This is a genomic window from Spirosoma areae (genome assembly GCF_054781775.1).
This window is the reverse complement of the sequence record NZ_BAAGTT010000034.1, coordinates 219,548-239,524: the sequence shown is the minus strand read 5'-3', so window position 1 is coordinate 239,524 and position 19,977 is coordinate 219,548. Positions and strand designations below refer to the sequence as shown.

31 protein-coding genes are annotated in these 19,977 nt (G+C 51.2%); 14 read left to right on the top strand and 17 right to left on the bottom strand.

What is annotated here, in order from left to right:
• Window positions 1-30: 30 nt before the first annotated feature.
• Both ACYVI1_RS20295 and ACYVI1_RS20290 read right to left on the bottom strand, forming a co-directional pair.
• On the bottom strand, window positions 31-942 hold the full coding sequence (locus tag ACYVI1_RS20295) for a phage capsid protein (RefSeq protein ID WP_460912601.1): 912 nt from the start codon (window positions 940-942) through the stop codon (window positions 31-33).
• A gap of 106 nt (window positions 943-1,048) precedes the next feature.
• Window positions 1,049-2,029: a hypothetical protein gene (locus tag ACYVI1_RS20290; RefSeq protein ID WP_460912600.1), complete on the bottom strand. Its 981-nt coding sequence runs from the start codon at window positions 2,027-2,029 to the stop codon at window positions 1,049-1,051.
• Between the two features lie 228 nt (window positions 2,030-2,257).
• On the opposite strand from ACYVI1_RS20290, the gene ACYVI1_RS20285 reads away from it, so the two are divergent.
• The 5 genes from ACYVI1_RS20285 (at window position 2,258) to ACYVI1_RS20265 (ending at window position 7,506) form a co-directional block, all read left to right on the top strand.
• Window positions 2,258-2,719, top strand: a complete 462-nt coding sequence (locus ACYVI1_RS20285) for a hypothetical protein (RefSeq protein ID WP_460912598.1) — start codon at window positions 2,258-2,260, stop codon at window positions 2,717-2,719.
• A gap of 2 nt (window positions 2,720-2,721) precedes the next feature.
• Complete coding sequence (locus ACYVI1_RS20280; RefSeq protein WP_460912597.1) at window positions 2,722-4,275, top strand: hypothetical protein; 1,554 nt, start codon at window positions 2,722-2,724, stop codon at window positions 4,273-4,275.
• Between the two features lie 3 nt (window positions 4,276-4,278).
• Entirely contained in the window at window positions 4,279-4,695 is a 417-nt protein-coding gene (locus ACYVI1_RS20275) for a phage protein Gp36 family protein (protein ID WP_460912596.1), read from the top strand.
• Between the two features lie 103 nt (window positions 4,696-4,798).
• Window positions 4,799-6,112: a phage portal protein family protein gene (locus tag ACYVI1_RS20270; RefSeq protein ID WP_460912595.1), complete on the top strand. Its 1,314-nt coding sequence runs from the start codon at window positions 4,799-4,801 to the stop codon at window positions 6,110-6,112.
• A 23-nt stretch (window positions 6,113-6,135) separates the two neighbouring features.
• Window positions 6,136-7,506 (top strand): ADP-ribosyltransferase, encoded by a 1,371-nt coding sequence (locus ACYVI1_RS20265; protein WP_460912594.1) that lies wholly within the window; start codon window positions 6,136-6,138, stop codon window positions 7,504-7,506.
• Here the strand turns inward: ACYVI1_RS20265 and ACYVI1_RS20260 are convergent.
• A complete protein-coding gene (locus tag ACYVI1_RS20260) occupies window positions 7,495-7,683 on the bottom strand; it encodes a hypothetical protein (RefSeq protein WP_460912593.1) in 189 nt (62 codons plus the stop codon). The genes ACYVI1_RS20265 and ACYVI1_RS20260 overlap by 12 nt on opposite strands.
• A 52-nt stretch (window positions 7,684-7,735) precedes the next feature.
• Here ACYVI1_RS20260 and ACYVI1_RS20255 point away from each other — a divergent pair, with 52 nt between their 5' ends.
• From ACYVI1_RS20255 to ACYVI1_RS20215, 9 genes are read left to right on the top strand one after another with little or no spacing between them, the layout of a single operon-like run.
• Window positions 7,736-8,155 (top strand): phage virion morphogenesis protein, encoded by a 420-nt coding sequence (locus ACYVI1_RS20255; RefSeq protein ID WP_460912591.1) that lies wholly within the window; start codon window positions 7,736-7,738, stop codon window positions 8,153-8,155.
• 21 nt (window positions 8,156-8,176) lie between these two features.
• Window positions 8,177-8,656: a hypothetical protein gene (locus tag ACYVI1_RS20250; protein ID WP_460912590.1), complete on the top strand. Its 480-nt coding sequence runs from the start codon at window positions 8,177-8,179 to the stop codon at window positions 8,654-8,656.
• On the top strand, window positions 8,653-9,111 hold the full coding sequence (locus ACYVI1_RS20245) for a hypothetical protein (protein ID WP_460912589.1): 459 nt from the start codon (window positions 8,653-8,655) through the stop codon (window positions 9,109-9,111). The genes ACYVI1_RS20250 and ACYVI1_RS20245 overlap by 4 nt, the downstream gene beginning before the upstream one ends.
• Window positions 9,108-9,554 carry a hypothetical protein gene (locus tag ACYVI1_RS20240; RefSeq protein WP_460912588.1) on the top strand — a complete coding sequence of 149 codons (447 nt, stop codon included), beginning with the start codon at window positions 9,108-9,110 and terminating at the stop codon, window positions 9,552-9,554. Before ACYVI1_RS20245 ends, ACYVI1_RS20240 begins: the two co-directional genes overlap by 4 nt.
• 32 nt (window positions 9,555-9,586) lie before the next feature.
• A complete protein-coding gene (locus ACYVI1_RS20235) occupies window positions 9,587-9,946 on the top strand; it encodes a hypothetical protein (RefSeq protein WP_460912587.1) in 360 nt (119 codons plus the stop codon).
• Window positions 9,947-9,987: 41 nt separating this feature from the next.
• The gene (locus tag ACYVI1_RS20230) at window positions 9,988-12,150 is read left to right on the top strand and encodes a hypothetical protein (protein WP_460912585.1); all 2,163 of its coding nucleotides are present in this window, start codon (window positions 9,988-9,990) and stop codon (window positions 12,148-12,150) included.
• 15 nt (window positions 12,151-12,165) lie between these two features.
• Window positions 12,166-13,395: a hypothetical protein gene (locus ACYVI1_RS20225; protein ID WP_460912584.1), complete on the top strand. Its 1,230-nt coding sequence runs from the start codon at window positions 12,166-12,168 to the stop codon at window positions 13,393-13,395.
• Between the two features lie 53 nt (window positions 13,396-13,448).
• Complete coding sequence (locus ACYVI1_RS20220; RefSeq protein WP_460912583.1) at window positions 13,449-13,712, top strand: hypothetical protein; 264 nt, start codon at window positions 13,449-13,451, stop codon at window positions 13,710-13,712.
• Between the two features lies 1 nt (window position 13,713).
• Entirely contained in the window at window positions 13,714-13,950 is a 237-nt protein-coding gene (locus tag ACYVI1_RS20215; RefSeq protein WP_460912582.1) for a hypothetical protein, read from the top strand.
• Window positions 13,951-14,058: 108 nt separating this feature from the next.
• On the opposite strand, the gene ACYVI1_RS20210 is transcribed toward ACYVI1_RS20215, so the two are convergent.
• From ACYVI1_RS20210 to ACYVI1_RS20145, 14 genes are all read right to left on the bottom strand, one after another.
• A complete protein-coding gene (locus ACYVI1_RS20210; RefSeq protein WP_460912580.1) occupies window positions 14,059-14,511 on the bottom strand; it encodes a hypothetical protein in 453 nt (150 codons plus the stop codon).
• Window positions 14,508-14,684, bottom strand: a complete 177-nt coding sequence (locus ACYVI1_RS20205) for a hypothetical protein (RefSeq protein ID WP_460912579.1) — start codon at window positions 14,682-14,684, stop codon at window positions 14,508-14,510. Before ACYVI1_RS20205 ends, ACYVI1_RS20210 begins: the two co-directional genes overlap by 4 nt.
• Window positions 14,681-14,929, bottom strand: a complete 249-nt coding sequence (locus ACYVI1_RS20200; protein WP_460912578.1) for a hypothetical protein — start codon at window positions 14,927-14,929, stop codon at window positions 14,681-14,683. Before ACYVI1_RS20200 ends, ACYVI1_RS20205 begins: the two co-directional genes overlap by 4 nt.
• 93 nt (window positions 14,930-15,022) lie before the next feature.
• Window positions 15,023-15,382: a hypothetical protein gene (locus ACYVI1_RS20195; RefSeq protein ID WP_460912577.1), complete on the bottom strand. Its 360-nt coding sequence runs from the start codon at window positions 15,380-15,382 to the stop codon at window positions 15,023-15,025.
• A gap of 151 nt (window positions 15,383-15,533) precedes the next feature.
• The gene (locus ACYVI1_RS20190; protein ID WP_460912576.1) at window positions 15,534-15,956 is read right to left on the bottom strand and encodes a NinB/YbcN family protein; all 423 of its coding nucleotides are present in this window, start codon (window positions 15,954-15,956) and stop codon (window positions 15,534-15,536) included.
• 11 nt (window positions 15,957-15,967) lie between these two features.
• Complete coding sequence (locus tag ACYVI1_RS20185; RefSeq protein WP_460912575.1) at window positions 15,968-16,189, bottom strand: hypothetical protein; 222 nt, start codon at window positions 16,187-16,189, stop codon at window positions 15,968-15,970.
• A 4-nt stretch (window positions 16,190-16,193) separates the two neighbouring features.
• Window positions 16,194-16,319: a hypothetical protein gene (locus tag ACYVI1_RS20180; RefSeq protein ID WP_460912574.1), complete on the bottom strand. Its 126-nt coding sequence runs from the start codon at window positions 16,317-16,319 to the stop codon at window positions 16,194-16,196.
• 74 nt (window positions 16,320-16,393) lie between these two features.
• Window positions 16,394-16,639: a hypothetical protein gene (locus tag ACYVI1_RS20175; protein ID WP_460912573.1), complete on the bottom strand. Its 246-nt coding sequence runs from the start codon at window positions 16,637-16,639 to the stop codon at window positions 16,394-16,396.
• A gap of 216 nt (window positions 16,640-16,855) precedes the next feature.
• The gene (locus tag ACYVI1_RS20170) at window positions 16,856-17,419 is read right to left on the bottom strand and encodes a hypothetical protein (protein WP_460912572.1); all 564 of its coding nucleotides are present in this window, start codon (window positions 17,417-17,419) and stop codon (window positions 16,856-16,858) included.
• 100 nt (window positions 17,420-17,519) lie between these two features.
• Window positions 17,520-17,810 carry a hypothetical protein gene (locus tag ACYVI1_RS20165; RefSeq protein ID WP_460912571.1) on the bottom strand — a complete coding sequence of 97 codons (291 nt, stop codon included), beginning with the start codon at window positions 17,808-17,810 and terminating at the stop codon, window positions 17,520-17,522.
• Between the two features lie 3 nt (window positions 17,811-17,813).
• Complete coding sequence (locus ACYVI1_RS20160) at window positions 17,814-18,230, bottom strand: hypothetical protein (RefSeq protein ID WP_460912570.1); 417 nt, start codon at window positions 18,228-18,230, stop codon at window positions 17,814-17,816.
• 11 nt (window positions 18,231-18,241) lie between these two features.
• On the bottom strand, window positions 18,242-18,499 hold the full coding sequence (locus tag ACYVI1_RS20155; RefSeq protein WP_460912568.1) for a hypothetical protein: 258 nt from the start codon (window positions 18,497-18,499) through the stop codon (window positions 18,242-18,244).
• A 1-nt stretch (window position 18,500) separates the two neighbouring features.
• Window positions 18,501-18,968: a hypothetical protein gene (locus ACYVI1_RS20150; protein ID WP_460912567.1), complete on the bottom strand. Its 468-nt coding sequence runs from the start codon at window positions 18,966-18,968 to the stop codon at window positions 18,501-18,503.
• Window positions 18,965-19,966, bottom strand: a complete 1,002-nt coding sequence (locus ACYVI1_RS20145; RefSeq protein WP_460912565.1) for an AAA family ATPase — start codon at window positions 19,964-19,966, stop codon at window positions 18,965-18,967. The genes ACYVI1_RS20150 and ACYVI1_RS20145 overlap by 4 nt, the downstream gene beginning before the upstream one ends.
• Between the last annotated feature and the right edge of the window lie 11 nt (window positions 19,967-19,977).

The following is a 19,977-nucleotide window of genomic DNA, read 5'->3' as shown; positions in this document are numbered from 1 at the left end:
GAACGGGCTACGTTATACGAGACTGGTTAATTAAGCAGCGGCTGCTTCGATGACGGCAACGATACCTTTGCCGTCATTGCGACGTATCCGGCCACCCGACATGAGCAGGAAGGAGAAAATATCACCGTAGTAGGTTGGATCGCCGATGTTGTCAAACACATCGACCGTACCCAATGCCCGCTCGACCGCCGAGGGATGCCAGAAGATGGCCGCCTGATTGTCCGTTGCCGCGCCAGCCGCGCCAGGGTCTTTCACCACCGGCGTACCTGCGTTGGTGTAAACCAGCGTCGATGACCGCTCCATCAGATCGAAGCCGAACAGCCGGGTAATGACCCCGCCTTTTACGTCGATTTCGCCAGCATAATCCCGCTTCAGCAAATCCGAGTCCGATAATAGAAAGTCCATTTGGTCCGAAGGAATCAACGCCACCCGACCCTGCTTTGGAATGTTCTGCTTATTGAGCATTGTGCGTGCCCGGCGAACATCTTCTTTGGTCAGCCCGGCCCGGTTGCCCGTTGCCGAATCAGCCGCGCCACCTACAGCTGCGCCCGTTGTGCGAAGGAATTGAGCCGCCGTAGTGGGTGCCCAGTTGCGAAGCATCCATTCGGCCACGAGTTGCTTGATAGCGGCCATGTCCTCTTCCATCACCGATGTCCGCTTATCGTAGCTCAACTGAACAGTATCCAGGTTGGGCACCAAGATAGGGTTGGAGGTGTATTCATCCAGGGCGTACACCACGTCGATGTCCGTCCGCTTGGTGACGGATGCCGGTAAGCTGGTCCGGTTTTTAACGGCTCCCGACGCAGCATTGGCGTTGGGGATGTGAACCACCTTGCCCGCCAATACATACTGATCGGCATTGGTTGCCCGGTTCAAAAACTCATTGTCTTTGTAGAGATTGCCAACGATGTCGGTTCTCCAGATTTCCTTTTCAAGTGCCACGATTAAGTTACGTTTAAGTTACGGGGTAAAAGGTCTGTCGGAATCAATGCAGGGGCCGGACAATTCCGGCCCCTTTCAGCAGCGTCCGGTTCGGGTTGGGTTTATACTACGCGGTCGGTTTGCGGCCCCAGCGGGCTTCAAACAGGCGACCATATTCGTTTACGTTGTCGGATTTCAATTTTGCCAGCGTACCAGCCTTATCCATCGTATCATAGAGTTTAGCCGCGTCTTCAGTAGTCTTAGACGCCAGGGTCGTTTCTCCTGTTTTTGCAAACTGCGTCAGATCGACCGGCTTATTGAGTCTCGACAAAACGGCTTTGGTATGGTCAAAATCCAGGGCAAACAGAGCCTCGTAACTGCCTTTCATTTCTGCCGATATGCGTTTATCGGCAATGGCATCAGCAATGAGGGTATCCGACTCTGTCTTTTGTTTGGTCGCCAGGGTCGTCGTCAGGTCCTCAAACTTTTTCTTGTAGCCTTTCTCAGCAGCAAGAGCGGCCAGGGCCGTTTCAACCTCCTGTTCGGTGGCCGTTTCGGGCAAGCCCAGGGAGACGGCGGTCTTCTTTAACTCCATGTGTACGGGGGTGTTAGTGGTTTGAATTGTGTCCAACGAGGGGGGCGCGGCCAGTGTTGCCAGCTTGTTTTGTAACTCTACCTCACTGAGCGGCTTGCCATTAGAATAGAGCCGGATGGCGTTGCGGTTTCCACCAATGTCCACAATGCTGATTTCCTCCAGCACGGATTTGGTGGCCACGTACAAACTCAACCCGTCGTTCCACTCCACCTCCTGAATGTCGATACCGATGGAACAAGCCTTCAGCACGTCGCGCTCAACCTGACCGGCCACGAAAACAATCTGGTCATCCTGGCTGGCTACATCGAAGACGGGATCGGCAAATAGCTTTCCCTCTTCCTTGTGAAGATTGGCCCATGACCCAAAAACCTTTCCCCGCTGGTGCATGTGCAGCATCACTGGATTGCTCTCGAAAGCAGTGGTGTCGATGCCGGAAGTCAGCACGACGAACCCATAGGAGTTTCTGCTTTCATCACTAACGAGGAAGGTTTTTGACTCAGGGGTCTTGCTCATAGGTAGTGTACGGTAGGTACGGTAGCTGGCTCGACAGGGCGGGCCTCGGCTCTTAAGTGACTGTGAAGTTGGGGGGACAAATTGACGCTCGCAAAAAGCGTCAGTACCGATTCACCTCCACAGGGGACAGCGTCACCTTTTCAGGTGAATCGGTACGTAAGCTATTCGCAGAATCCGCCCGTACTGCTCAATTTTGATTCAACCGAAAGGCACCTACCGTACCAAGAAATGAGCAGTCAGGAGAAAATAATGGGAGCCGGGAAAGCTCTCTACATGCTGAATGTGCCCAATGTGGAGATCGCCCGCACGCTCGACGTATCGGAGACGACCGTTTCTAATTGGGTTACTAAAGGCGGTTGGCGCGAAGAGCGGGCTGCTGGCATGGCCCTCAAGAAGAACATTCAGGATAGCTTGCTCGGACTAATTGATTACCAGTTGGAAGCCCTCAATAAGATTAAGGATGACAACCGGCGTAGTGGCGACCTCAAGCTGATTGACAAAGGGGATGTTGATGCCCTGGCGAAAATGTTCGCTACCATCAAAGGCAAAGAATTGTCGTTTGCGATGTTGGCTACCGTCATCCGGGAACTGATTGAGTTTTTAAGCCAGCGTTCGCCTGACTTGGCCAAAATGCTTGTGCCGTATACCAACGATTTCTTATTGGCTAAGAAGGAGGTGCTTACGGCATGAGTTTGAAGCCCAATGAAAAGAAAGCCCTCCAGGAGTATTACGATGCCACGAAAAGGATTCTTAGCCAGGCACCCGGCCCCGATGTTCACGAACCTGCTCCGATTCGCCTGGCCAGGATCGACCGCCTGAAGGCTGACTTTGAGGGTTTTTGCTGGCATTATTTCCCGCAACACATGAAGGGAAAATTAGGCTATTTTCACCTCAAAGCGGCCAAACAAATCATTGCCGACCCCTTAATCAATATAGTCCTGGAGTGGCCCCGCGCCCACGCCAAAAGCGTGTTTGCTGACATCATGGTTCCCATGTTTCTGCTGGCCAATGGCGAACTGAACGGGATGATTATTGCGGGTCAGAATCAGGTCAAATCCATCACGCTCCTGATCGACATTCAGCTACAGTTAGAAACCAATACCCGCTTTGTGGCGGATTTTGGCGAACAGAAAACTTTCGGCGATTGGGGGGAAGGTTCTTTTACGACTCGTGACGGGGTTGGTTTTTGGGCGTTTGGTCGTGGACAGTCACCCAGGGGCACACGAAAAGGGGAGCGTCGGCCTGATTACATCGTGGTCGATGACATTGACGATGCTGATGTTGTCAAGAATCCCGACCGGGTGCAAGAGGCTGTCGATTGGGTGAATGGCGATTTACGCGGCTGTTTTGATATGACACGCGGTCGCTTTGTCGTTGTCGGCAACCGAATCCACCGTCATTCCATATTAGCCCATTTGGTTGGCGACCTGGAAGACGGCGATCCCATCAATCCGACGGTGACGCATAGCAAAGTATTCGCCCTCGAAAATCCAAAAACGCACAAAGAGGATCAGAGCGAGAAGGGCGTACCCGCCTGGAAGGAGAAATTCGACCGCCAAAAGCTGAAGGTCGAAATGGATAAGTTCGGCTACCGCCTGGCGCAACGCGAATTTTTCCACCGGCACATTACGGAAGGTCGAATCTTTAAAACCGACTGGATTCTATACGAGACGCTACCCAAGCTATCCGCCTATCAGTGCATTGTGGTCTACAATGACCCGTCGTATAAGGACACGAAGCGGAACGATTTTAAAGCCATCGTTGCCGTTGGCAAAATTGGCCGCTACTACGACCTGTTAAAGTGCTGGGTTGCCCAGGCCACGACGGAAGCAATGGTTCGCGCTCATTACGACATCCAGCAGTGGCTTACGGATGGCGGCTATGACAACGCCTATCACTTCATGGAAGCCAACTTCATGCAGGATATGCACCTGAAGACGTACCAGGACGAATCTGAAAAACGCGGATGGATGCTGTCCATACGCTCCGATGATCGTAAAAAGCCGGATAAGTATGGTCGTATTGAGCAACTAACCCCACTCTTTGAGCAGGGATTGGTTCGCATCAATGCCAACCTAAAGCAAGACCCGCACTACCGCAATTTTTTGGATCAACTGCTGGGATTCCCCAACGCGCACGATGACGCGCCCGATTCATTCGAGGGTGCGGTCTGGAAACTCAACCGACTCATTGCCGTATCCGTACCCATCACCGTAGGCGGTCAACGCCGACAAAACCGCTGGTAAGCCATGTTCATCAACAAAGCCGACTTACTCACCAACGTATACCCGGAAGTGGTTGCGATGGCCACCCGTTACGATGAAGGGATTTTAATGGCACACTGCCTGACGGCAGAATCGGAAATCGAAAGCCATCTGTGTGGCCGCTATGACATCCGGCCTGAACTGGAGAAGGTAGGCGATGCCCGGCATAAGCTGCTCTTACAGATTGCCAAAACGCTGGTCATCTGCTACCTGTATCAACCACTGGAGACCACACCCACCAAAGTTGATAAGGCGTGTGACCGTGCCGCCAAATTACTGGAGATGCTGGCAGGAGGCAAAATCAAATTGCCTGGCGTAGACCCCGCTCCAATTGATGAAACCAGTACAACGGGGAGCGAAATCGCCTGGGGTAGCACACCCCGCCGACCATCGCTGTATTGACCCCGTTTAAATACCGTTTAAACGCTTCGAGGTTCAACGCTCGTTTGGCGCGAACACCCAAGACCGTAACTGATAGATCGTGCGTTGAATCGCACGTTTTGACATGGCAAAGAGACAAGGAAAGAAAGCAGCCGCTATCGACGTAATCGACCGCTCGATTCACATTCGTTCGGTGGATCGGAGCAGAAAGACGCTCGACCATTGGAAGAGTGCCATCATCTCAGCGGAATCGGTGGTGCATCCCACCCGCAAAACCCTCTATGATAGCTACGCCGATGTTTGCTTGGATGAACATTTGCGGTCGGTACTGGATCAACGTCGGCTGGCAATTTCGAGAACGAAATTAGTCTTCAAACGGGATGGCGAAGAGGTTGACGAAATTCAGGAGCTTATTAAAAAGCGATTCTTTCGACAACTCCTGCATCACATTCAGGATGCCCGGTTCTATGGGTACAGTTTGATTGGTGTCGATTTTGTGAACCGGCTAACCAGCTTAGTTCCCAGACCCCACGTTGTGCCCAGCAAAACGTTAGTTGTTGTCACGCCCTACGACACGACTGGAATTGATTACAGTCAACCACCTTACGATACGCTATACTTAGCCGTTGGCGATACCGACGATTTGGGGTTACTGATTAGTGCCGTGCCGCTGGTCCTGCTGAAGCGGGGGGACGTATCCGATTGGGCAACGTTCAACGAACTCTATGGCCAGCCGCTCCGCAAAGGCACCTACAACCCGCTCGACCCGGCCCAGAAAACACAGTTAGAACAGGCATTGGCCAGTATGGGGAGTGCCGCCCACGTCGTGGTTCCCGAAGGCTCGAATGTAGAGTTTGTCGAATCCAATAAAACCGGGGCGAAAGATACCTATTTGGGTCTGGCTGACTATTGTGACAAGGGTTTATCCAAGCTGATTGTTGGTCAGACCATGACCACTCAGGACGGTAGCAGCAAAAGCCAGGGTGAAGTTCATGAGCGCGTAGCCGATAACATTACCTACGACGATCAGGATCACATTCTTTCCTATCTCAACGAGCAGGGCATAGCGATGCTGAATGCCCAGGGCTTTCCCGTTGAAGGGGGCGCATTCGAGTTTGTGGAGGAAGAAGCTGAAATCTCAAAGAAAGACCGGCTTACGATGGATTTAGACATCCACACCAAAGTCGGCAAGCTGAAAAAGGGTTTCTTTCAACAGGAATATAATGTGGAGTTTGTCAATGATTCCGACGATGAGGTAAGCCAGGCCGAACAGCAACAACAGGAGAAGGCACAAAGCCAGGAGCCGGAAAAGCCTGCTAAACCGGGCAAGAAAGCAAAGCAGTCGGCTCCCGATGTGGACGAAGATCCGGACGGGATTGGCTTTGCCTGGCTTGCCTCAAAGCTGAAGAGTTTTTTCGTCGAAGCCCCGACCCGGTAACTGAATCGGAGTTCGGGGCGACCATGCGCCACCTGTACTATTGTGACCACATCGACCACCTGCACTTAGCGGCTGGCGATGAGGAAGCAATTGATTTGCCTGGCTTCATCGACATCAAAGCCCTGACGGGCAAAGCCCTCAAGAATGTCTATGAGGGCTTTGAGGGATTGGTAGAGCCTAATCTTTTCCAGATTACAAATGACGCATTAGGCCAGGCGGTCAGTGTGGGTGTACTCCAGTATGGCAAACCCAACCCGGCATTCCTGGCACACATGCAGAAAGTGAACCAGTGGTTTTCCGCCCGCAAATCGGTTGTACAACAGAAGGAATTAGCCAGGCTCTTGATGAGCGACGATGGCAAAACGAAACGCTCCTGGAAGTCTTTCCAGAAAGCCGCTGAACCCATCGTTGGTAATTACAATCAGACCTGGCTAAAGACGGAGTACAACACGGCTATCCGGGCCGCTCGTATGGGTTCCCGCTGGCAGGCGTTCGAGGCCGGTGCTGACCTCTATCCCAATCTGGAGTACTTGCCCAGCCGTGCCGCCACACCACGCCCAGAGCACAAGCCCTATTACCATGTGATTAGGAAGCTGGATGATGAGTTTTGGGTGAAGCATTACCCACCCAGCGACTATAACTGCCTGTGTGGAGCCGAACCAACCGACAGCGACGTTACCCCGCTCCCTGAAGAGCAGCCCCAACCCACGCCCGGCCTCGACCATAATCCCGGCCTAACTGAACAGGTATTCAGCAATACCCACCCGTACACGGTAAACCTAAAAGAATCGAAAGCAGACCTTGCGGCCATCGACAGGGAAGGGGAACGGCTCCAGCGCGAAGCAGACTATCAGCGATTGCGCTTACATGCTGATTTCATGAAGGCGCTTAATCAGACCGATAAACTGCAAGCTGCCTGGCCGAAAGTCGATCATGAAGAACTGGCTTCTATTTGGGCCTATACCGAATCCGAATACTACGACTTAAACCGCTTTTTACGGGCCGAACTGATTGACAAGGATGAACACTACGCAGCCCTGAACCGGGTATTGTCAGCAGCACTAAAGAAAGTGCCCGCCTATAAAAAAGACGTGTATCGGGGAACGACCCTACCGGCTGACATCCTGAATGAGTACAAAGACCACCTCAAACGGGGCAAACCGATTCAGCACAAATCATTTACCTCCACGTCGGCTAATCCGCTAAAGGCTTTCAATGAGGGTGTCAAGATGGTCATTCGGTCGAAGACAGGCAGGCGCATTGTCAAGATCAGCAAGTTTGCCAGTGAGGACGAAGTGCTGTTCGATGCAGGCACCTGGTTTACCGTCAACAAAATAGAGGAAATCGGACAAGAAACATGGATACACCTAACCGAAACAAAATTAAAGCGGTAGTTCGGCATTCATCCGACGCTGAAGCTGGCGACGGTCATTGTCTTCTTCCGTTCGCTGCTCAGGGGATAGGGTTTCCCGCCGTTCAGTTTCACGCTCCTGGTTCCAGGCTGCCCAAGCAGCCGTCTGACCCTCTTTCGGGCCTCCTGACGGGGTAGCATATGGGTTTATCTGAGCCATTGGGATTGTGTATCGGTCCACAAGTATAACAAAATTTTTAACACAATAGGTCATGAGTCCAAAGGAATTTGAACGAGCGGCAAAACGGGCGGGTGATTTTATCAAAAACCGCTTACCAACGGTCGTAGGGGTTGAAGCGACGAAGCACTTCAAAGAATCCTTTGACAATGAAGGATTTACCGATGAGTCATTGGAGAAGTGGCCGGACATCACCGAACGGCGCAAGGAGCAGAAGCGAAAGAAGAACGGCAATATGTCGCCTATCCTGACTGATTCAAGGGATTTAGGGGATTCGCTCACCTGGTCTGAAGATGGAGATAGCGTAGTGGTCAGTTCGGATGTCGTCTATGCCAAACGGCATAACGAGGGGACTAATGGAATGCCGAAACGTCAATTCATGGGACCATCCAGACAACTCGACAAGAAGATTATCAGCAAGATTGAACGCGAACTCGACAATATTTTTAAGTAACCCGTAAACACCATTTAAACGATGTTTAATGCCTATTTCATTATTGCCCAGGCCATTGCCGACCAGGTAAAACAGCTTGTCTGGTTCGACCTCGACAAAGGCCAGTTGGATAACCCGGAGCTATTCAACAGCATTCTAACGCCCGGCATCCTGATTGGTCACTCTGAAATCGAATGGAGCCAACTGGCAGGCCGCAATCAGCTTGGCAATGGCTCCGTCACGGTGAAGCTGATTTTACGGCTACCGGCTCAAACCCACCTGACCGACCCACTAATCACTAAGAACCTGAAAGAACTTGATTTAGGCGATCCGGTGAATGATGCCGTGCTGTCGGTGCCGGGCGTGTTGAGCCGGGTCAAATCGCACGACTACCCATCAGGCACTTTTTACGTGGTCGAACAGACCTACATCACGCAGTTCAAAACCGGCCCTACTTACACGGAAAGGCAGGTTACGCTACAAGTCAATCCATTATTATACAAACCCACCGCTCAAGCATGAGAACTGAACGCATCGGGTTGATCCTGGTCAACCTACTCCTATTTGCCGCCTTCTGCCTACTCCTATCAGGCTGCATGACGTACAATAAAGCCCTTCGCAAGTTCGGGTACCTGGCCACCGATTCCGCTACGGTATTGATTCAGGATACCGTAACTATCCTGAAGGATAGCGTTGTGCTTTCGCTTAAAACCGACACGACTACTATTCACCGGGTAATTGAGCAGGGACGGGCACGGGTCATTTACGACCGAACTCGTGAGATCACCAGGGTTCAGGCCGAATGCAAAGCGGATACCATTATCCGAACGCTCCAGGCGAAGTGTCCACCTGTTGCCAGTTTCGGTATTGCGCCCTGGTATAAGCCCGCCTTTTTCATCTCGCTTGGACTGCTACTGGTGGCCATCGTGAGCTACGTCTTTCTGTATCAACTCAAACTATCCATAGCCAAACGATGAAGGCTGTAATCGAAGTGAACAAAGCCATTGAGCGGGATATACACTGCAAAGCGAACCGGAGCTTTAGCCTGAACTTGGATGTCGGCCATTCGACCATTGGCAAAGGCTATAAACTGGAGGTTCGGGGTTTCGGTGCTGATCCCATTCTGACGTTTGAACCCGGCGATCAGGACGTATTGGCCCGGTCGGTCAATCTCTATAAAAGCATGGTCGATATGGACGTGATGACCGGCTGCTACAGCTATGACCTGGTGGAAATTGAAGGCAACGATGCAGTTAGTTTGTTTACCGGCTCGTTCGTCATCGAACCCGGCGTCAGCACCATTGTTGCCCTACCCATCGACGGGTTCCCGTATGATTTCGACTTCGATTTAGACGACGATGTAGTAGTAGGCGATGGATTCCCCTACGAGTTTCCCATTGATTTAATCAATGACCTCTGAGTTTCCCCATTCACAATTTCACCCTAAAAATTATGTCTATACAAAAAGTGCCCAGTAAAGTAGGTGCCCTTGCGCCCGCCAACAAAATGAGGCTATCCGACTATGAACTAATCGCGGAAGCCGTCAACAGTAAAGGTTGCAAACAAACGTTTCCCTTGCCTTCGCCTGGCATATCAACCGGCTTTGATATTCAGCACGATTTCGGCGCAACGTTTGACCTCAACGTTACCCAATATCACCTGCTGGCCTATTTTGAAGATGCTGAGGGCTGGCCAGTGACCGGCATCAAAATTCAGAAAACAACGTCTAACCTGGCGACGGTCATTTTCAGTGATGCGATCAATACACCCTTTACAGGAAAAGTCACCCTTGAATTAGTGCCCAACCTTTAAGTCAACGCAGTACCTCATTCACCGTAACACTAAAACGAACCATGAAACGCATTCTTAGTGCCCTTTTATTCCTGACCAGCTTTGTCGCGTTTGGTCAAAGTCCGAACTCAACTCAGGGTCAAATCGCAAGCCTTCGAGCCTCCAAGCTCAACATTACCGATACGTCTGCTTTTGTTCGCAAGCTGGCAGGATACCGGATGATGAGTCCGGCTGAAATTAGTAAGCTGGCCAGCTTAACCAATAGTTCGGGTGGCAGCAACGGTGTCGATGGCCGAACCATTTTATCCGGTACCAGTGCCCCTTCGTCTGGAATTGGCGCAAACGGGGACTTTTATATCAATACGCAGACATCTACCCTCTATGGCCCAAAGGCTTCAGGCACTTGGCCTTCTGGCGTGAGTTTGATTGGCGCAACGGGCAATAATGGCCCTCCTGGTGCTACGGGCCAAAATGGGATTGATGGCCGAACCATTCTATCAGGCACAGTTGCTCCCTCATCGGGGCAAGGCGTGAACGGTGATTTCTACCTGAACACCACCAGTAGCACATTATACGGCCCGAAAGCGTCAGGGAGTTGGCCAGCCGGTATCAGCTTGATTGGCCCTGTTGGAAACACAGGTCAAACGGGGCCGATTGGACCCAGTGGCAATACTATCTTATCCGGCACGAGCGCACCGACATCTGGCCAGGGGGTTAATGGTGATTACTTTATCAACACCACCACGACCATGCTCTACGGCCCGAAGGCGGGCGGCTCGTGGCCATCGGGGGTTAGTCTGATTGGTGGCGGTGGCGGTGGCAGCAATGGAGCAGATGGTAAGACAATCCTATCAGGCACAACCGTTCCTTCGTCTGGATTAGGCACCGATGGCGATTTCTACTACCGAACCACGAACAGCCAGTTTTATGGGCCTAAGACTGCTGGAGCCTGGGGAGCGGGTGTCAGCTTAATTGGGCAACAGGGAATCCAGGGCTTACAAGGTATTCAGGGCAATTTGGGTACTACTGGTCAGGCTGGAGCCGATGGCAAAACAATCTTGAACGGCACGAGCAACCCGACCTCCGGCCAGGGTGTTAACGGCGACTTCTTTATCAATACGACCTCCCTGACCATATTTGGCCCAAAAACCAGTGGCGCATGGGGGAGCGGCACAAGTCTGCTGGGTAGTGGCGGCAGCCTGACTATTGATAATGTAACCATCACCACAGCGAATAACACGACCGTTGGGGCGGGAACCCCTGCCAATCCCATTGTGGTGGGTGTGATTTCCCAGAGCCAGGTTACAGGACTTCCGGCTGCGCTGACTGGCAAACAAAATTCATTGACTGTCACGGCGACCGGCAGCGGGGCTGCAACCTTCATTGGTGGGGTGCTCAATATTCCGACACCATCGGGCAGCGTCAGCCTGACGCTGACGACCACGGGTACATCCGGCCCCGCAACGCTCATTGGCGGTGTCCTCAACATACCAACCCCTTCGGGTGGCAGTGGAGGAACTACGATTGATTCCACGCGCTACTTACTGAAAGACTGGGATATTATCAGCGTCAAGGCGCAGGGCAGTGGTGTAGGATTAAGTGTATTTGGTCTACCTTCCAATCCAACCGTATTAGGAACCGGAACTGGACGAACACCAGCGGCCACCAATTCACTCACCATTAAGAACCGGGCTGGGTACGTGAGTGCCACCACTGCCAACAGTCAGGCAGGCTTACGGCTAACCAACTCGTTTCCTCTAACGGCCAATGACCAAGAGTGGGTCTTTACGTTTGCTCCCTCCGATGCTGCGGCTGTTTCCGACGTTCGCTCCTTCGCTGGCTTGATGAACGGAACCTGGTCCGGGGCGAATCCAAGCACACTTACTCAACTGGTCGGCGCTGGGGCCGACGCGGGTGACGCCAATATGAGCATCATCTACAACGACGCTACGGGTACGGCCAACAAAATCGCGCTGGGCAGCGGCTTTCCCGCCAACTCGCTGAGTACAGATTTTTACAAGTTGAAGCTTAAGTTTTCCTCGCTGGGAACGAGTATCAAATACACTATCGTGAATGGCGCAACGGGCGCAACGGCCAGCGGCACGCTGGTAACTGACATTCCCACCAACTTCAGCCAGAGTGCCCAGGTTGCCCGCTGTAACGGCACCTCCACCAGTGCGGTAGGGCTTGATTTCATGTCCTTTAAAATCATTAGTGAATTTTAACCCCCGTAACAGCCAATGAAAAAGCAACTCAGTCTTTTAGTACTCTTCTTGTTGAGCCTGCCCTCGCTGGCGCAGCTTACCATTTCCTTTGGAGGTGGCAGCAGTGGTGGCAGCAGCACGACGGTCGTTTCAACTACGACTAAATTTAGTACGCGCCGGGTATCGGGCAATACAAAATTTACCAGCCACTACGGGGCACTGTCGCCCACGACGGAGACAGTACGAACGGATAAGTACATTTTCCGGCCAGCGTTCGACATGATAAACGCCCAATTCGAGTGGACGAATCAGCGGATACTGGATTTGGGGCTGGGTACACCCGGCGATGTCGCTGGGCCGAACGATGTAACGATTACGAAGGCCTATCTGAGCAATGGTACGACCCAAAAGCAGATAACGTTTGAGCGGTCCAATTCAGTGACCCTAACGCCTGGTGCCAAATTATGGAATGACCCGTTTCCGATTCCACTGTACGCCAATGCCGATTGTGAACTACGGGTTGTCAGAACGGTAACAAGCGGTAATCAATGCCCTACCGGGACGATTACAGCGGGCAGTATCTTAGGCGATGCTGGCGCAACGGGCACCATCACCACCACCGCCGTGACGGGTTTCGGTCCCGTTGATTTGGTGGGCGTTCCCCTGTCGAAAGTAACGAAAAAGAGTATATGTGTTTTGTCGGCCAGCCTCGAAATGGGCGGGGGTGGCGTGGTCGAGTTGGGGTATGCGATTCGCGCATTCAACGCCAACGGTTCGGCCTGGAAACGAGTGGGTGCGGGGTCGATGCGATTAGCGCATTTCATCCAAACCGGCTCCGGTCTTGGTCTTGCACAAGCCCTCGACAACGAATGCGATGTATTTTATATTGGTATCGGGGGCACCGATGCCCTGAATGCCCCGTCTGTTCAAGCGTATCTGGACCTGTTGCAGCAGTTCATTAATTACGGGGTAGCGGCTGGCAAAGAGGTCTGGATTTCGACATTGCCCTCGAATGGACTCATTGCCGGTGACGCCACCAAAGTCGCCCAGCGTGCTCAGATTAACGATGCGATACGGGCGGGCTTACCCGGCGTAACGCGGGTGGTCAATTTAGCCTTCGTGACCGAAACCGGAGCGGTTAATAGCAACACACAACGCGCAAATATCTTCGTAGCCTTTCCCGACCTCACTCACTTTAGTGCGGCTGGCGAAGTGATCGTTGCGGCTGAAGCATTTCCCTCGTCTTGGTTCGTAAAAGACAACTAATCACAACCCCCTAAGCTGGAGTGTCAGCTTAGGGGGTTTCACCGTAACTAACCATGAAACTCCTCCTGATTTTACTCCTGCTGGCGGCTCCCGTGCTGGCGCAAACGGATACCACCTACTGGCCACCACCCGCCGAAAACGTGATGGCCGTTCGGGATACGCTGAATATCGAGCGTAAACAATTTCTCCAGTCGGCTTCAGAAAACACCTTACTGCATCAGCAAAATGAGCGGTTGCAGAGCAAAGAAGCCCGTTTTTGGGGTATAGTCATCCTGGCAGCAATAGCAGCTATCGCACAAGCGACAATCCCCAAATGAGATGGAAGAAGCAGAAAAGGACTTTACAGTAAGGTCAGAGCTACGCGGCTCGATCAAGATGCTCAATTCGTTGACGTTATACGTTACCGGGCTATCGACGGGGTTTGTGCTGAACAATGCTGCTGTTACTCAAAAGTTTGAGTGGAAAGACTCCTGGCCGTTTCTGGTCGCTGGTGGACTCTATGCAATGGGCAAAACATTTGTCGAAATTAGCCAGGCTAAAAAACGTCGAGTTTAGGACTACCTTTGCAATCTCTCATATCATAATTTAGGTTAAAAGACGAAAATCCCCGCCAGGCAATGCCAGCGGGGATTTTGAATATAAACAACAAATACTAATGAACACTCATTTGGCCGCAGCCATTGCCTTATAGTCATTCGCAAACTTACCGCGCAAGTAAGTATCCGGGTACATCTTATTTTGATTGGGTCGATACATCAAAAAGTAATTGTACCCTGGAATATTTTCAAACGCCTGGACTCGTTCAGGCTCCGTTAATTTGTCCCAGGCCACTTGTGCCTCCTTTTTGTTGACCTTGAGTTTGTAGGCTTCCCAAAATTCATCGAAGGTTAGCTCCTGAGTTGTCCGCCGAATAATAATGGTAGAACTTGACCCGGCCACCCACTCTAAATCAGCTATCGTCATTGGGAAATGGGTTGCCAGCCATTTGATTTGCTCTGGCTTCATTTCAGCTTCGTTGCTGAAGCCTTCCAATACGTCCTGCTCATTGTAGTAGAACATCAATTGGCCCTCGAACATGGGAGAAGTGATAGAATAGCGTTGAGCAACCGAAATCATAGCCGAACCCCCTCCCCGTCAGGCCGAAACTTAGGATTAAACGTTTCCTCCATTTTTCGTTCCCGGTTGCCCATCAAATGGCCGATGGCGAACCCGCCCAATGCCGCCAGCACAATAGCCAGCACAACGCCGATCAAGCCAGCATCCATATCACTTATGTAGAGTAAGTTCATGCTGGCAATACGGCTGACGATGCCGTTGCCGATGGCGTTTGCCGATAACGCCCGCGCTGAAAAACGATACGCTCAATGGTATCTTCTGCCATGTACCATTTCTTCGACAGCAGCGCCAGGATTACTTTGTTGCGCTTGCCCTCGACATTAAAAAGGTGAACATATTCCGCCCGGATGTCAGCATTGCGCCGGTCACGAAGGGGCATAGAGGAACTGGAAGTGGAGGACTTCGGAGTGTTCTTCATGAGTGAGTTACGGTGGTGCCACGAAAGGAGGCAAATAAGTAACGCACAATATACGTAGTTTTTATACATGACGAAAAAGGATTAACTAAGTGGTTATACTAAAAAGGTTTGGTGAATTGTACCTAACAAACCTTGCAAGAAATTGGCTTCGTAAGTTTGCATGGCAGTTGCGGCTTTCGGCTCATCGACCACCACACAGCACAAGGCCAGTGCCTGGGTACGAGTTAGAGTAACAGCGTATAGTTCATCGGTTCTACGATTACCAAATAGGCGAATATTTTCACTTTGCTCTTTCACCTTGCTGTATATTTCGTAGAGTGCAGACATGATTAACATATCAGCCGGTTCTTTTCGCAATTCCTCAACTTGTTGACTGCCTAACGTAGTGGCTAAGTGCTTACTAAGAGCAACCACTTCGCCCGATTTGAGCCGCAATTTCAGCTTGACTTTCATAATAGCCCGTCAATTTTATTCCTGCACTCCTGACTGAGTTTTTCGTTTTTTGTGACCTCTTCCCAAAGCCCCCAGGCGCGAAAGAACCCAAGTGCGTAGAAGAAGGCAGCAAGAATAAATAAGCCCAGTATCCACATTAAGTAAACCATGATTAAATAGCGTTTAAGAGTTCGTTAACCATTTTCTTTGTCTTCCATCCCCGCCAGGCTTCCATTGCTGTAACCGCGTTAGGCAACTGCTGATAGGTCAGCTTGTGCAGGGGGCATTTGAATTTATCCAGGAGGAATTTATTCAGCCTGTCATAGTGTTCTTGTCCCCAAACATCTTTTGGAGCCATACCAAAGATGTCTCTGGCCACATGGATAATCTTGGCCCTCATCTTCTTGAGTGAACTGGTCTGCTCACTATCCAGGATGGTGATGGCTAAGGCCATTTCCTGCACCGTCATGGTCGCGCTGGAAGTAGTGCGACCGCCACTACATTCCATCACCAACGCCTGTTTGTCTTCCTTATCCAGTTTACGAAGCCCTACCAGCTTGTGAAATTTTGTGTTTTGCTCTAATGTGCGTGTCATCGTTCAAGGGATCAATTATCGTCTTCATCTAATTCCTGAGCTTCCGCGCGGGCCGCGTCGATGAGTGCCTGCACTTCCTCGACCGTACCCTTCACCAGCACACCCCGTCCGGGTAGTGCCAGGATACACCGTCCTTCCATAATGGAGGCAGCAACCCCTTCGATCATGTCAATATCCAAATCAAGAGGTTCGGAGTCCGCTCCCTGGACTCGTTGAAATGTTAGTTTGGGCATGGCTCTAATATTGATAGTTTAGAAAATAATCTTCCGCCGAAATGGTATTCGGCTCTTCGTTCTCGACTACCGGCGTATTGCTTTCATCGACGGGCGCATCATCTGCGTGAGGGTCTTGGTCAGTTGCCATAGATTGTTTGGTTTCCATGGACGGCCATCAGCTGCTGCACAAAATATGCTTTGGCTAACGACCGCCCCGGTTGATTAAACTTTTGCCGCTACAGGTGTAAATTCCACGTAGTATTCACCACCTGACAGAAAGAAGTCTTTTTCATCGTCTGCCTGGATGGTCAGTTGCGCCCCGCCTAAAACCGTGTTCTCATTCTTACCCGACGCATCGGGAGTGTCCACCGTTTGCATGTAGACCCGTTCCCGGTCATTGCCTACGGATGTTACCTGAAATTTCGCCTTGATCGTCTTAGGCGTAGCCGACGTATTTTGTTTGGCCATTTGATGATTGGTTTGGTACTCGTTTCTGGCAGTATCGCCATTGTGAAGAGCAGGGGAGTCGAACCCCTGAATGGGCTTATCGAACAGTCAACCTTCAGCCCGCAAGTATTTTCTCTTTCGCCAGCGCGCTCCCTTCTGGCTTACTCGATGTCAGTTTCTCTTGCTTACACCCCCGTGTTCTACTCTCCAGAGTGCCGGTCTTTCCCGGCTGTCACATTAAGGAATAGAAGGCCCGCCACTGGCACGTATCCAGGTGGCGGAGTAGTTGGGGGCAGTCCAGTACATGATTGTTTTAGTGCTGTTGAAGCTAACGGAGACCTCTCTAATCGCACTTGTCTCGTTCGGTACGCCCCGCACAATCGTTAATTTATCCACTCCATCATATGGACTGTCAACCCAACCGCTGTACTCACTCGAAAAGGTGGGGTAGGTTTCCCAGGCTAAACCACCTCCATTGAAGTCACTCTTAAAGTCTGACCACGACAGCGTATTACAGGGATTGTAATTGGTGATTGTGTGATAAGCGTACTGCGTACCCCCGTTGGCCATGTACAACCAGACATCAGAAGCACTACAGCACGTACCACAGTCTTGGGGATAGGTGTAGGGATAGGCCGTATTGGTTGCATAGTGTAGCTTCCATTGCCCGGACGCATCGTTTTCAAGGGTGGTACGTGCATTAGCCCTTGATTTGGCTGTCTTTATTGACTCTACCGAATTAGAATCACAGGAGAATAAGGCACTAAAAACAAGGAGGGCACTTAGAAAAAGAGTTTTCATGATTTTTGATATTAAAATGATAGTAAAATGATAGCACTTAGAGACACGAATAGCGGGCCGGGTCCAGCCCGGCAAGGATTAGCCATGATGTTTTTAGGAGTTACACCCGCCCTTCAGTAGTCATATTTGGCGGAAAGGGCATAGGCGTTTTTAGGTCAATTCGCCTGTTGGCTTCATTGTAGGCAAGGATTGGAATCCAGTAGCCCATCGTTTCGTCACCTTCGCTGCCAATCAGGGATTCAATGGCCCCCATGCTCTTTAGAGCAGCACCATCTTTGTCTTCCATGACCGCTTCACAAAGAATGAGAAGTGCTTTGAGTTGTCGATCCGTCAACCCTTGAATAGCTATTTTCGTGGCGTCCTGTGGTTCTGGTAGTTGTTGCGTTTCCATTGCCTATACTGCTTTTACATCCAACCGTTGTGACAAGACCAACTCGACGCCATAATTCAACAGGACGCTCATGGCTTCCCGATCCTGTTGCGTGACCGCAATTTTGAGCCGTGCCATATTGATGGCTGACTTGGCATATTTTTCGCCTAAATCCTTAACCAGCCCAATGGTTTCCACTTCGTTTAATGCCTTGCCCGTAGCCGTAAAAGCCAGTTTTGGCGGGTTGGCAACGTACTTCAGAAGTCCCACCCCATCCAGGAGCAATTCACCGTCTGAAAAGTCATTGGCATTATCTTTGGCTATACCAATGATAACATCTTTCAATGCCTCCATTTGCTTCTCCTGGCTGGCCTGAAGCCCTTTAAGCTGGAGAAACTGTTCCATTGCTGTTGTTAGCTTAGTTCTGTCCTTCTTGTTCATTGGAATAGGGTTTAATTGTCTCTTAAATGGACTTCCATTTTGCTGACCGACTTCACGATTGAGAAGGTTTGTTTGGCCAGGGCGTCGATAAATTTGGTCGGCATCGACGGGGAAACTGCTGATAGTGCTACCACGCACTGTTGTGCAGTTTCGTTATCGCCAACCCGGTGTTCAGCTACCAGGTAGGCACCTGTGAAGCCGTGCTTTTCTAAGAGCGTACTCATATCCGCCTGAAGGCGTTTAATGTCTTCCTGACTTAGTGGAGCCATATTATTGACTGATTATAGGTGCGTAATAATTGAACTGCTTCATGAAGGCGCGTAACTCCTTCTCATTGCGAAGCGAGAAGCGAACCGCTCCCCATTTGGCTTCCCAGCCGAACCCTACTTCATAGCTTACTAATGGGTGTTCATAGTCTTTCGACTCACAGCTATGGATTGAATTGGCCGTTGGAACCGACGAATGGACGTAGTATCTTGGCCCTTCGACGGTTGCGAACTTACCTGTCAGTGGGTCTTTCAAACCCCTATAGCGATAGGGGCCAAAGCCAGCCGCTTTCAGTTCTTCGATTGTCAGATCGTCCACGATTTCCCTGGGTTTGATGTTGGCGTAGAAGCGTATGATTTTGCCCATTCCGGCGTTCTGTTCCATGTCAGTAGGCGTTTTACCCCCCCCCATTTGTGCCTGAATCTCTAAAGGGGTTAACTCCCCGCGCTTGCGTCGTCGTAGCGTTCTCATGCCACTGCTGCCAATGCCGGAACCACTTTACCCCCCATCGTTGACTCTAAGTGCGTTGGGGCCAGAGCTTTTTGAGCGGCCGCCACCTGCATAGCCGCTTTCTCGTGCTTCACGGCCTGTTTCAGTACCCGTAAATCCTGACTGGAAACCCAATAGTATTTCCCCTCGATCTCTATTCGGCGTGGGCGTAATCGGTCCCAAATGCGCTCCTGAGCCTTTGTGTCGGTTAAGCCGTTGGCATTGCAGATGGCGATGACATCCTGCTCAAAAATGCCCGCCAGGGAGATGTAGGAGCGGCCTAATCTTGACTCCAATTCATCGAAGCCCCGGCCATCCCGCCGAACCCCGTTCTGAATATGCTTTTTGAGGTCATGTGCCCCGATTAAGACCATACCAACCTGGTCCTGCAACTTGTTGAACAAGGGAATGAACAGCCGCAAGCTGGAGGGCTTGAGTTTGTTGGCTTCGTCAATGACCAGCAGGGGCCGGATGGTTGCCGCCTTATCCCGAAGGATATTGATAATCATATCCGTCAGGTCGGAAACGCAATACCGCTCGACCCGCAATCCTAATGTTTCGGCCAGTTTTTGCACGAATCGTTTATGGCTCCAGGACTCTTCACATTCGACGTAAAAGACACCCATCTTTTCCATCATGTACATCCGAACCCCCGCCGTTTTGCCATGCCCGGCATCGTGGCTAAGCGCCATAAATAGCTGCTCATTTTGCGCCCTATCCAGCACTTCCATCACAATGGACGTATTGGTTGTCTTGACCAGGCTCCAGCCAGCATCATTCAGGTTATAGTTGAGCTTGCCAGCTACTTTCACCCACATCTCATCGCTTACCAGATACCATTTATCCGGGTCACGCATGTTGTAGCGCAAATGGGTTTGGTTTACACCCAGCTTGTTGGCGGCTCGTTGCCAACCGTTGTGCCGTTCGGCTTCTATCTCAATCAGCCGACCGATTTCGATTTTCTGAACATCTGTTACCATCTCTCATGTAG